The following is an 11,428-nucleotide window of genomic DNA, read 5'->3' as shown; positions in this document are numbered from 1 at the left end:
TCAGACTCTCTCGGGCCCGATTTCCTCGGCGCCTTTCCGGTTCCCGTTCCGGCCTTCCGGCCTTTCCGTTTCCCTTTCGGCGTTTCCGACTCTATCAGAAGTTCTGAGTCGGATTTCCCGCCCCTCTCCGGTTCTCCGGGCACACAGCGGTGCCGGGCTCCGAAGCGGCGGTGTCCCCAAACGTACTGGAGCGGGGCACCCGGATGCAAATCCGGGTGCCCCGCTCCCTCGTACCCGCTGACAGGGCGTCAGACCTCCACGACGACCGGGAGGATCATCGGTCGGCGCCGGTAGTTGTCCGAGACCCACTTGCCGACGGTGCGGCGGATGAGCTGCTGGAGCTGGTAGGTCTCCAGCACGCCGTCCCTGGCCGCGCGCCCGATGGCGTCGTCGATCTTGGGCATCACGCCCGAGAACGCCGCGTCCTCGATGCCCGAGCCGCGCGCCTGGATGTGGGGGCCACCCGTGATCTTGCCGGTCGTGGAGTCCACGACGAGGAAGACCGAGATGATGCCCTCGTCCCCGAGGATGCGGCGGTCCTTGAGCGAGGACTCGGTCACATCGCCGACCGAGAGGCCGTCCACGTAGACGTAACCCGCCTGGACCTTGCCGCTGATGCGGGCGCGGCCGTCGATCAGGTCGACGGCGACGCCGTCCTCCGCGATGACGATGTGGTCGTGCGGGACGCCCGTGAGAGCGCCCAGCTCGGCGTTGGCGCGCAGGTGGCGCCATTCGCCGTGGACCGGCATCAGGTTCCTCGGCTTGCAGATGTTGTAGAAGTACAGCAGCTCGCCGGCCGAGGCGTGGCCCGAGACGTGCACCTTGGCGTTGCCCTTGTGCACGACGTTCGCGCCCCAGCGGGTCAGGCCGTTGATCACCCGGTACACCGAGTTCTCGTTGCCCGGGATCAGCGAGGAGGCCAGGACGACGGTGTCGCCCTGGACGATGCGGATCTGGTGATCGCGGTTGGCCATGCGCGAGAGTGCGGCCATCGGCTCGCCCTGCGAGCCGGTGCACACGAGCACCACTTCCTCGTCCGGCAGGTCGTCGAGCGCCTTGACGTCGACGATGAGCCCCGCGGGGACCTTGAGGTAGCCGAGGTCGCGGGCGATGCCCATGTTGCGGACCATCGAGCGGCCGACGAAGGCGACCCGGCGGCCGTACGCGTGCGCCGCGTCGAGTACCTGCTGGATGCGGTGCACGTGACTCGCGAAGCTCGCCACGATGATCCGCTTGCGCGCTCCGCCGAAGACCTGCCGCAGGACGCTGGAGATGTCCCGCTCGTGCGGCGTGAACCCGGGGACCTCGGCGTTGGTCGAGTCGGTGAGGAGGAGGTCGATCCCCTCCTCGCCGAGACGCGCGAAGGTCGTCAGGTCGGTGAGCCTGTGGTCCAGCGGAAGCTGGTCCATCTTGAAGTCACCGGTGTGCACGACCATGCCCGCCGGGGTGCGGATCGCGACCGCGAGGGCGTCCGGGATGGAGTGGTTGACCGCGATGAATTCGCAGTCGAAGGGGCCGACCCGCTCGCGGTTCCCCTCGCGCACCTCCAGGGTGTAGGGGCGGATGCGGTGTTCCTGGAGCTTCGCCTCGATGAGCGCGAGGGTCAGCTTGGAGCCGATCAGCGGGATGTCCGGCTTCTCGCGGAGCAGGTACGGCACCGCGCCGATGTGGTCCTCGTGACCGTGGGTGAGGACGATGCCCTCGATGTCGTTCAGCCGGTTCCGGATCGATGCGAAGTCCGGCAGGATCAGGTCGATTCCGGGCTGCTCCTCCTCGGGGAAGAGCACTCCGCAGTCGACGATCAGCAGACGCCCGCCGAATTCGAAGACGGTCATGTTGCGGCCGATCTCACCGAGGCCGCCGAGCGGGGTGACCCGCAGGCCGCCTTCGGCGAGCTTCGGGGGCGGGCCCAGTTCAGGGTGCGGATGACTCAAAAGACTCTCCTCAACCACACACGCCACGTGCGGGGCACGTGGCGTGTGTGACGTTTCGTGCTGTTGTGTGAGTGGTGCCGTGCCCGGACCCGGTGGACCGCGGGGAACTCTCCGCGTCCGCCCGGGGCCGGGCGGGCTATTCGGTTATGAAGTCTGTGGTGCGAGTTCTACCCCGCCGGCGGCCAGATCGATCTTGAGCTGAGCCGTCTCCTCCTCGCTCAGCCCCACCATCGGCAGCCGGAGCGGGCCGCTCGGGCGGCCTTGGAGGGTCAGGGCGGCCTTCGTGGTCATGACACCCTGCGTGCGGAACATACCTGTGAAGACCGGCAGCAGCCGCTGGTGGATCTCCACGGCCTTCTGCACGTCGCCCGCCAGGTACGCGTCGAGCATCGCGCGCAGCTCCGGGGTCACGACGTGCCCGACGACCGACACGAACCCGACCGCGCCGATCGACAGGAGCGGCAGGTTGAGCATGTCGTCGCCCGAGTACCACGCGAGGCCGCTGCGGGCGATCGCCCAGCCCGAGCGTCCCAGGTCGCCCTTGGCGTCCTTGTTGGCCACGATGCGCGGGTGCTCCGCGAGCCGGACCAGCGTCTCGGTGGAGATCGGGACTCCGCTGCGGCCCGGGATGTCGTAGAGCATGACCGGCAGCCCCGTGGCGTCCGCGAGGGCCGTGAAGTGGTGCAGCAGGCCCTCCTGCGGAGGCTTGTTGTAGTACGGGGTCACCGCGAGCAGCCCGTGGGCGCCGACCGCCTCGGCGGAACGGGCCAGCTCGATGCTGTGGCGCGTGTCATTGGTCCCGACACCGGCGACGACGTGCGCCCGGTCCCCCACTGCCTCCAGCACCGCCCGGACGAGATCGGCTTTCTCCGCGTCGCTGGTGGTGGGCGACTCGCCGGTGGTCCCGTTGATCACCAGGCCGTCGTTGCCCGCGTCCACCAGCTGCGCGGCAAGCTGCTGCGCGCCGTCGAGGTCGAGTTCGCCGTCCGCCGTGAAGGGCGTGACCATGGCGGTGAGGACCCGCCCGAAGGGGGTTTGCGGAGTGGAGGTCAAAGCCATGGGTAACACGCTACTCGGTGCTCGGCTCCGCTCCCGCCCTCGGGGCGTCGCGGCGCGTGGGACGGGGCGTCGGCTCAGAGGAACCCGGCGCCGCGCGCTCGGGGGTTCACGCGGCGCCGGGCCCGTGCGGCCAGGCTAGTTGAACCACAGGAAAAGCCGCAATCCGGACACCTTCCCTCCGGCCCGCACATGTGTGCCCGCTCCTCTTCCGAGCCCCGCCCCCGCACGCGCTCGCGAGGGGCTCAGGGGGCCATGCGGCCGTTCTTGTTGAAGGCCGCATGGGTGAGCGGCATGAGCCCCGCCCACAGCTCCTCCATCCGCTCGCCGACCATCTCGATCTCGCGCTGCGGGAAGCTCGGCACCTTCGCGAGTTCGTGCTGCGTGCGCAGGCCGAGGAAGTGCATGAGCGAGCGCGCGTTGCACGTCGCGTACATCGAGGAGTAGAGGCCGACCGGGAGGACCGCGCGAGCGACCTCGCGGGCGACGCCGGCCGCCAGCATCTCCTGGTACGTCTCGTACGCCTGCCGGTAGGACTCCCGCATCGAGCGCTCGGTCAGGGCGTGCTGCTCGGGGGTGCCGTCGACGAAGACGTACTTGCCCGGCCGGCCCTCCTGGACGAGCTTGCGCTCGGGACCCGGCACGTAGAAGACGGGCTGGAGCTCCCGGTAGCGGCCGGACTCCTCGTTGTAGGACCAGCCGACGCGGTGGCGCATGAACTCCCGGAAGACGAAGATCGGGGCGCTGACGAAGAACGTCATGGAGTTGTGCTCGAAGGGGCTGCCGTGGCGGTCCCGCATGAGGTAGTTGATCAGGCCCTTCGACCGCTCGGGGTCCTTCTTGAGCTCGTCGAGCGACTGCTCGCCCGCCGTGGAGACCCGCGCGGCCCACAGCACGTCCTGGTCCGAGGCGGCGTGCTTGACCAGCTCCACCGTGATCTCGCTGCGGAACGTGGGCTTGACGGTCTCGGCGGGGGTCACCTGAGAGGTCTCGGTCACCGGCGGTGGTCCTTCCAGTCGCTTCGTCGGGGCGGCGCCCACTCTACGGTCCGGCACGGACACTCCTCCGAGGGGAGGTCTCTCGTGACATTTTTCGCGGAAGCTCGCCAATACGGGCACCACAGACGCCTCCCACGCGTCTGTACGAGTAGGGCCGATGTGTTCGGAAGCACACGGACGCCGTAATCTGATATGCGGGTTTTCCGACTTCTTTCCGGACAGTCCGCACCCGTCCACGACGAGTTTCCTAGGAGAAGCGCTTTCCATGTTCCGGCGGCGTGAGCCTGTTCCCTTCGCCTTCCTGGCCGATGCGGAGAAGTACCGCAGCAACGTCGAGCCCCCGCCCCGCGAGCGGGCCGACCGGGGCCAGCTCCTTGTGCACACGCTCGTGGGGCTGACCGTGGTCGGCGGCCTCGTGGGCAGCCTGCTCTTCGGCCTCCCGGCCCTCTCCGGGCAGACGGCCCCGCAGCACACGCAGCACTCCGAGGCGTCCGATCCCCGCTGATCCGCTTCGCCTGTTCGCGCCCGCTGTGCGGGGATTCGCACAACCGCCCACAGAGACCCCCGGAGTGGTGAACCGCCGGGGGTCTCTGTAGCCTCACCGCTCACAGCCCCCTGGCACACTCCCTGTGCGCGCGGAATGAGTGAGGAAACAGTCGTGCCCCTGCCCTTCCTGACGGCGGACCGCACTTTCGAGGAGGGCGCCGACGACGTCGCGCTGCCGTACCACGACCGCGAGGTGTGGCGTCGCCCGTACCGCCCCGGGCCCTGGCGCGTGGCGCTCGCCGCGCTCATCCTGCTCCTCGCGTCCTTCGTGCTCGTGGCCGCGCTCGTGATAGGTCTCGCCAAGAACGCGAGCGGTGCGTTCGCCTCGGTGATCTTCGCGGCGCTCCTGATAGGGGGCGCGCTGCGCGGGCTGCGGATGGGGGCCTGGGTGAGCGCGCGCGGCGTGCGCCGTACCGGTTTCCTGCGCACGCACACGTATCCCTGGGGCCAGGTGAGCGCGGTGCGCACCGTGCAGCAGCCGGTGCGGGTCCTGGGGCTGCCGCGCAGCGTGCAGGGGCAGGCCGTCGTGCTGACGTCGCGGCGGCAGAGCGTCGCGGGACCGCTGCTCACGGACCACAGCGCGGACTTCCTCTCGCGCGCCGAGGGCTTCGAGCGCGCGGCGGACACGCTGGAGGCGTGGGCGGACGAGTACGTGACGGGCGAGGCGGCCGGGCGGCGCTGAGGCGGCTCGTACCCCCGTACCCGTTGCCGAGAGGACCTGGAGGAGAGGGGCGGGCGGCACGCGACGTGCCGCCCGCCCCTCTCGTGTCGTCGCGCGCCCGCGCTGTTCCGCGTCGTCCCGAGCCCGCGCCGTTCCGCTCCGTGTCAGTCGCTGTCAGTCGCGCGGGGCGGGCGACGGTGCGGCGGCCCGCTCCCTGTCGTTCAGGCGCAGGGCGTGCTGCATGGCCTTGCGGGCGCGGGGGGTGTCGCGGGCGTCCTGGTAGGCGACGGCGAGGCGGAACCAGCAGCGCCAGTCGTCGGGGTGGTCCTCCGTCTCGGCCTTGCGGCGCGCGAAGACGGCGTCGGCCGACGCGCGGTCGATGCGGCCCGAGGGCGTCCGCTTCAGCTCGTCGGGCGGGAGGCCCCCCTCGGCGTCGAGCGCGGCGGCCAGGGCGTTGGCGCGCGTCACGAAGCGCGTGTTCTGCCACAGGAACCAGGCGCCGATGAGCGGGAGGATCAGCACCGCGACGCCGAAGAGCACGGTGATGGCGGTGCCCTGCCGGATGAGCAGGATGCCGCGGTCGCCCGCGAGGACGAAGTAGAAGACGAGGACGAGGGCGGTGACCGCGTAGGTCAGTTTGGCGCGCATCGGGTTCCGCTCAGCTCAGGTCGAGGAAGTGTTCCAGGCCGAAGGTGAGCCCTGGGGTCTCCACGACGCGGCGTACGCCGAGCAGGATGCCCGGCATGAAGCTGCTGTGGTGCAGCGAGTCGTGCCGGATGGTGAGGGTCTCGCCCTCGGCGCCCAGCAGGACCTCCTGGTGGGCGAGCAGGCCGCGCAGCCGTACGGAGTGCACGGGCACGCCGTCCACCGAGGCGCCGCGGGCGCCGTCGAGCGCCGTCTCCGTGGCGTCCGGCATGGGGGCGCTTCCGGCGGCCTCGCGGGCCTCGGCGATGAGCTGCGCGGTGCGCGCGGCGGTGCCGGAGGGGGCGTCGGCCTTCTTCGGGTGGTGCAGCTCGATGACCTCGACGGACTCGAAGTACGGTGCGGCCACCTGCGCGAACTTCATCGTGAGGACGGCGCCGAGGGAGAAGTTCGGGGCGATGAGGACGCCGGTGCCCGGGGACTTCGCGAGCCCCTCGCGCACCGTCGTCAGGCGCTCCTCGGTCCAGCCCGTGGTGCCCACGACGGCGTGGATGCCGTGCGCGAGGCAGAAGGCGAGGTTGTCCATGACGGCGTCGGGGCGGGTCAGCTCGACGGCGACCTGGGCGTCGGCGTCGGTGAGCGCCGTGAGCGGGTCCTCACGGCCGGTCGCGGCGACGAGTTCGAGGTCGTCGGCGGCCTCGACGGCGCGGACGGCCTCGGAGCCGATCCGGCCCCGGGCGCCGATGACGGCGACGCGCAGCTTGCTCATGTGGGGTCTTCCTCCGGGTGCGTACGGGGGTCCGGGGCGGGGGTCGGGCGGGCGGCGCCGTGGGCGACGTCGCGACGTCGCGTACGGCGCCGGGTGCCGCGCGACGGCGCGTCGTATCGGGTCGACGACGCGACGTCGCGCGGCGGGAGGGCCGGTGCGCGACGTCGCCCGGTTCCCGGTGCCACGTCGCGCGTCGCTCAGGCGACGGCCTCGTGCAGGCGCGCCGTCTGGCGCTCCTTGAGCGGTCCGATCACCGACAGCGAGGGGCGCTGACCGAGGATGTCACGCGCGACGGCGCGGACCTCCTCGGGGGTGACGGCGGCGATCTTCGCGAGCATGTCGTCGACGGAGAGCTGCTCGCCCCAGCACAGTTCGCTCTTGCCGATGCGGTTCATGAGCGCGCCCGTGTCCTCCAGGCCGAGGACGGTGGAGCCGGCGAGCTGGCCGACGGCGCGGCGGATCTCGTCGTCATCGAGTCCGTGGGCGGCGACGGTCTCCAGTTCGTCCCGGCAGATCTTCAGGACGTCGTCGACCTGGCTGGGCCTGCATCCCGCGTAGACGCCGAAAAGGCCGCAGTCGGCGAACGAGGAGGTGTACGAGTACACGCTGTACGCGAGGCCGCGCTTCTCGCGCACCTCCTGGAACAGACGCGAGGACATGCCTCCGCCGAGGGCCGTGTTGAGGACCCCGAGGGCCCAGCGGCGCTCGTCGGTGCGCGCGATGCCGGGCATGCCGAGCACGACGTGGGCCTGCTCGGTGCGGCGGTTCTGGACCTCGACGCGGCCCGCCGCCTTGATGAGCCGCGTGCCCTCGCGGGGGCCGAGCGGGACCGCGTCGGTGCGGGTGAGGGCGCCCGCGCGGTCGAAGGCGGCGCGTACCTGCCGTACGACCTTCGCGTGGTCGACGTTGCCCGCTGCGGCGACGACGAGGCGAGTGGGGTCGTAGTGGCGCTTGTAGAAGCGGGCGATCTGCTCGCGGCCGAGCGCGTTGATCGTGTCCACCGTGCCGAGGACGGGGCGGCCGAGGGGGGTGTCGCCGAGCATCGTGTGCGCGAAGAGGTCGTGCACGACGTCGCCCGGGTCGTCCTCGGTCATCGCGATCTCTTCGAGGATGACGCCGCGCTCGGCGTCGATGTCGGCGGCGTCCAGGGTCGAGCCCGTGAGCATGTCGCAGACGACGTCGATGGCGAGCGGCAGGTCGGTGTCGAGCACCCGCGCGTAGTAGCAGGTGTACTCCTTCGCCGTGAAGGCGTTCATCTCGCCGCCGACCGCGTCGAGCGCGGCGGAGATGTCGAGCGCCGTGCGGCGCTTCGTGCCCTTGAAGAGAAGGTGTTCGAGGTAGTGCGTGGCGCCGTTGAGCGTCGGGGTCTCGTCGCGGGAGCCGACGCCCGCCCAGATGCCGAAGGTCGCCGAGCGGACCGAGGGCAGGGTCTCGGTGACGACGCGGAGGCCGCCGGGGAGCGTGGTGCGGCGGACCGTCCCGACCCCGTCCTTGCCGGGCAGGAGAGTCTGGGTGCGGGCCTTGGCGGGGGCGCTGGTTTCGGTGGTACGGGCGACGGCCCGCCCCTTGGTGGAGGGGCGGGCCGTCGTACGCGGACTGCGTGACGTCACTTGTCCGTGTCGTCCTTCTTCTCGTCGCCGTCCTCGCCCTCGACGACCGGGATGAGGGAGAGCTTGCCGCGCGAGTCGATCTCGGCGATCTCGACCTGGACCTTCTGGCCCACACCGAGGACGTCCTCGACGTTCTCCACGCGCTTGCCGCCGGCGAGCTTGCGGATCTGCGAGATGTGCAGCAGGCCGTCCTTGCCGGGGAGCAGCGAGACGAACGCGCCGAAGGTCGTGGTCTTCACGACCGTGCCCAGGTAGCGCTCGCCGACCTCCGGCATCGTCGGGTTGGCGATGCTGTTGATCGTGGTGCGGGCGGCCTCGGCGGCCGGGCCGTCGGCGGCACCGATGTAGATGGTGCCGTCGTCCTCGATCGTGATCTCGGCGCCGGTGTCCTCCTGGATCTGGTTGATCATCTTGCCCTTGGGGCCGATGACCTCACCGATCTTGTCCACGGGGATCTTCACGGTGATGATCCGCGGGGCGTTGGGGGACATCTCGTCCGGGGTGTCGATCGCTTCCATCATCACGTCGAGGATGTGGAGGCGGGCGTCCCGGGCCTGCTTCAGCGCGGCGGCCAGGACCGAGGCGGGGATGCCGTCGAGCTTGGTGTCGAGCTGGAGCGCGGTGACGAACTCCTTCGTACCGGCGACCTTGAAGTCCATGTCGCCGAAGGCGTCCTCGGCACCGAGGATGTCGGTCAGCGTGACGTAGTGCGTCTCGCCGCCCTGCTTCTCGGAGATGAGGCCCATGGCGATACCGGCGACGGGGGCCTTGAGGGGCACACCGGCGTTCAGGAGCGACATGGTCGAGGCGCAGACCGAGCCCATGGACGTCGAGCCGTTGGAGCCGAGCGCCTCGGAGACCTGGCGGATCGCGTAGGGGAACTCCTCACGCGTCGGCAGGACGGGCACGAGGGCGCGCTCGGCGAGGGCGCCGTGGCCGATCTCGCGGCGCTTGGGGGAGCCGACGCGGCCGGTCTCGCCGGTGGAGTACGGCGGGAAGTTGTAGTTGTGCATATAGCGCTTGCGGGTCACCGGGGAGAGGGTGTCCAGCTGCTGCTCCATGCGGAGCATGTTGAGCGTCGTGACGCCGAGGATCTGCGTCTCGCCGCGCTCGAAGAGCGCCGAGCCGTGGACCCGCGGGATCGCCTCGACCTCGGCGGCCAGGGTGCGGATGTCGGTGACGCCGCGGCCGTCGATGCGCTTCTTGTCGCGGATCACGCGCTCGCGGACCACGGCCTTGGTGAGGGCGCGGTAGGCGGCGGAGATCTCCTTCTCGCGGCCCTCGAACTGCGGGAGCAGCTTCTCGGCGGCGAGGCCCTTGACGCGGTCCAGCTCGGCCTCGCGCTCCTGCTTGCCCGCGATGGTGAGCGCCTGGGCGAGCTCGCCGCGCACGGCGGCGGTGAGCGCCTCGTACACGTCGTCCTGGAAGTCCAGGAAGATCGGGAACTCGCCGGTCGCCTTCGCGGCCTTCGCGGCGAGGTCGGCCTGGGCCTTGCAGAGCACCTTGATGAAGGGCTTCGCGGCCTCCAGACCGGCGGCGACGACCTCCTCGGTGGGGGCGGCGGCGCCGCCCGCGACGAGCTGGATCGTCTTCTCGGTGGCCTCGGCCTCGACCATCATGATCGCGACGTCGCCGTCCTCCAGGACGCGACCGGCGACGACCATGTCGAAGACGGCGTCCTCAAGCTCGGTGTGCGTCGGGAAGGCGACCCACTGGCCCTTGATGAGGGCGACGCGGGTGCCGCCGATGGGACCGGAGAAGGGCAGGCCCGCGAGCTGCGTGGAGCAGGAGGCGGCGTTGATCGCGACCACGTCGTAGAGGTGATCGGGGTTGAGCGCCATGATCGTCTCGACGACCTGGATCTCGTTGCGCAGGCCCTTCTTGAAGGAGGGGCGCAGCGGGCGGTCGATCAGGCGACAGGTGAGGATCGCGTCCTCGGAGGGGCGGCCCTCCCGGCGGAAGAAGGAGCCGGGGATCTTGCCGGCCGCGTACATCCGCTCCTCGACGTCCACCGTGAGGGGGAAGAAGTCGAGCTGGTCCTTGGGGTTCTTGGACGCGGTCGTGGCCGAGAGGACCATCGTTTCGTCGTCCAGGTACGCGACGGCGGACCCTGCGGCCTGCTTGGCGAGGCGGCCCGTCTCGAAGCGGATGGTGCGGGTGCCGAAGGAACCGTTGTCGATGACGGCTTCGGCGTAGTGGGTCTCGTTCTCCACCAGGGGATTCTCCGTTTACGTCTCGTCTTCGCGCGGCCTCGCCCGTGTGGCGGGTCGCGGGGTGCGGGGCCCTCCGGGGAGGGAGTCCGCGGTGCGGCCCCTTGGGGGGGGTCGCGGGGTGCGGTCCGCCCGTGGCGGGTCGCGGGTGCGGCCCCGTGGGGTCGCGGGTGCGGCCACCGTGGTGGTCGCGGGGTGCGGTCCGCCCGTGGCGGGTCGCGGTGCAGCCGGTGGAGAAGCGGCTCCTGGTTGCTGGCCGGTCTTCGATCGAAGCACCCGGGGGCTTCGCGGTCTCGGGCCGTGGGCCCGGTCCGTACGGGCCTTGCGGGCTGTACGGACCGCGCTCGGCCTCGCGGGCCTTGGTGGCCTGCGGGCTCTTCGCGGCCTCGCGGGACCGTGGGCCTTGCCGGGGGCCACTACCGAGGACCGGCGGCGGCGTGGAGTCGCTTCTCCTGTTCATTTGTTTGCCTACGGGGCCCAGCCTACAAACTGAGCGGTCCCTGTCGCACGTACGACAAAAGGAGCGGTTCCCTGTGCAGGGGAACCGCTCCCTTCACGACGACCTCAGCGGGCGCCCGCCGCACCGCGGCGGATGCCGAGGCGCTCGACGAGCACACGGAAGCGCGCGATGTCCTTCTTGGCCAGGTACTGGAGCAGCCGGCGGCGCTGGCCGACCAGAATCAGCAGGCCACGACGGGAGTGGTGGTCGTGCTTGTGCGTCTTGAGGTGCTCGGTCAGGTCCGAGATCCGGCGCGAGAGCAGAGCGACCTGCACCTCGGGAGAACCGGTGTCACCCTCCTTGGTGGCGAACTCGCCCATGATCTGCTTCTTCGTGGCGGCGTCGAGCGACACGCGATCTCCTAGTGAATCCAATGAGCCACCGAGTGCCCCGGGTCTGCATCGCCGGGGAGCTTCCGTTACTCGGGAGGCGGGGCACGCTGGGCGCTGCTCCCAGAGATTCCGGGAGGGCGTACACATACGGCCGTCGTCAAGGTTAGCAGG

Annotated in this window: 10 protein-coding genes; 2 read left to right on the top strand and 8 right to left on the bottom strand. The window is 70.6% G+C overall.

The features are described from left to right. Nucleotides 1-248: 248 nt before the first annotated feature. From IF99_RS0128885 to thyX, 3 genes are all read right to left on the bottom strand, one after another. Nucleotides 249-1,934, bottom strand: a complete 1,686-nt coding sequence (locus IF99_RS0128885; protein WP_031001108.1) for a ribonuclease J — start codon at nucleotides 1,932-1,934, stop codon at nucleotides 249-251. A gap of 144 nt (nucleotides 1,935-2,078) precedes the next feature. Next, complete coding sequence (dapA, locus tag IF99_RS0128880) at nucleotides 2,079-2,993, bottom strand: 4-hydroxy-tetrahydrodipicolinate synthase (protein ID WP_031001106.1); 915 nt, start codon at nucleotides 2,991-2,993, stop codon at nucleotides 2,079-2,081. Between the two features lie 242 nt (nucleotides 2,994-3,235). Next, the gene (gene thyX / locus IF99_RS0128875) at nucleotides 3,236-3,988 is read right to left on the bottom strand and encodes an FAD-dependent thymidylate synthase (RefSeq protein ID WP_031001104.1); all 753 of its coding nucleotides are present in this window, start codon (nucleotides 3,986-3,988) and stop codon (nucleotides 3,236-3,238) included. Nucleotides 3,989-4,253: 265 nt separating this feature from the next. Between thyX and IF99_RS0128870 the strand changes: the two genes are divergently transcribed. Then, on the top strand, nucleotides 4,254-4,493 hold the full coding sequence (locus IF99_RS0128870) for a hypothetical protein (protein ID WP_031001101.1): 240 nt from the start codon (nucleotides 4,254-4,256) through the stop codon (nucleotides 4,491-4,493). Nucleotides 4,494-4,646: 153 nt separating this feature from the next. Continuing rightward, complete coding sequence (locus IF99_RS0128865) at nucleotides 4,647-5,216, top strand: PH domain-containing protein (RefSeq protein ID WP_031001100.1); 570 nt, start codon at nucleotides 4,647-4,649, stop codon at nucleotides 5,214-5,216. A 153-nt stretch (nucleotides 5,217-5,369) separates the two neighbouring features. Here IF99_RS0128865 and IF99_RS0128860 read toward each other — a convergent pair whose 3' ends face one another. The 5 genes from IF99_RS0128860 to rpsO form a co-directional block, all read right to left on the bottom strand. After that, the gene (locus IF99_RS0128860) at nucleotides 5,370-5,843 is read right to left on the bottom strand and encodes a tetratricopeptide repeat protein (protein ID WP_031001098.1); all 474 of its coding nucleotides are present in this window, start codon (nucleotides 5,841-5,843) and stop codon (nucleotides 5,370-5,372) included. A 10-nt stretch (nucleotides 5,844-5,853) separates the two neighbouring features. After that, nucleotides 5,854-6,606, bottom strand: a complete 753-nt coding sequence (gene dapB, locus IF99_RS0128855) for a 4-hydroxy-tetrahydrodipicolinate reductase (protein ID WP_031001096.1) — start codon at nucleotides 6,604-6,606, stop codon at nucleotides 5,854-5,856. Between the two features lie 197 nt (nucleotides 6,607-6,803). Next, the gene (locus tag IF99_RS0128850; protein ID WP_031001094.1) at nucleotides 6,804-8,216 is read right to left on the bottom strand and encodes a M16 family metallopeptidase; all 1,413 of its coding nucleotides are present in this window, start codon (nucleotides 8,214-8,216) and stop codon (nucleotides 6,804-6,806) included. After that, nucleotides 8,213-10,429 (bottom strand): polyribonucleotide nucleotidyltransferase, encoded by a 2,217-nt coding sequence (locus tag IF99_RS0128845; protein WP_031001092.1) that lies wholly within the window; start codon nucleotides 10,427-10,429, stop codon nucleotides 8,213-8,215. The genes IF99_RS0128850 and IF99_RS0128845 overlap by 4 nt, the downstream gene beginning before the upstream one ends. 561 nt (nucleotides 10,430-10,990) lie before the next feature. After that, nucleotides 10,991-11,278: a 30S ribosomal protein S15 gene (gene rpsO / locus IF99_RS0128840; protein ID WP_007821463.1), complete on the bottom strand. Its 288-nt coding sequence runs from the start codon at nucleotides 11,276-11,278 to the stop codon at nucleotides 10,991-10,993. Nucleotides 11,279-11,428: the final 150 nt, after the last annotated feature.

This window comes from Streptomyces sp. NRRL F-5630 (assembly GCF_000719475.1).
In the GTDB taxonomy this organism is placed as follows: domain Bacteria; phylum Actinomycetota; class Actinomycetes; order Streptomycetales; family Streptomycetaceae; genus Streptomyces.
The sequence above is the reverse complement of the archived record's forward strand: the minus strand, read 5'-3'. Positions and strand labels throughout refer to the sequence as shown.

Coding starts and splice junctions, on each gene's coding strand:
- IF99_RS0128870 (WP_031001101.1), top strand. CDS start 4,254: ATGTTCCGGCGGCGTGAGCCTGTTCCCTTCGCCTTCCTGGCCGATGCG.
- dapA (WP_031001106.1), bottom strand. CDS start 2,993: ATGGCTTTGACCTCCACTCCGCAAACCCCCTTCGGGCGGGTCCTCACC.
- IF99_RS0128860 (WP_031001098.1), bottom strand. CDS start 5,843: ATGCGCGCCAAACTGACCTACGCGGTCACCGCCCTCGTCCTCGTCTTC.
- dapB (WP_031001096.1), bottom strand. CDS start 6,606: ATGAGCAAGCTGCGCGTCGCCGTCATCGGCGCCCGGGGCCGGATCGGC.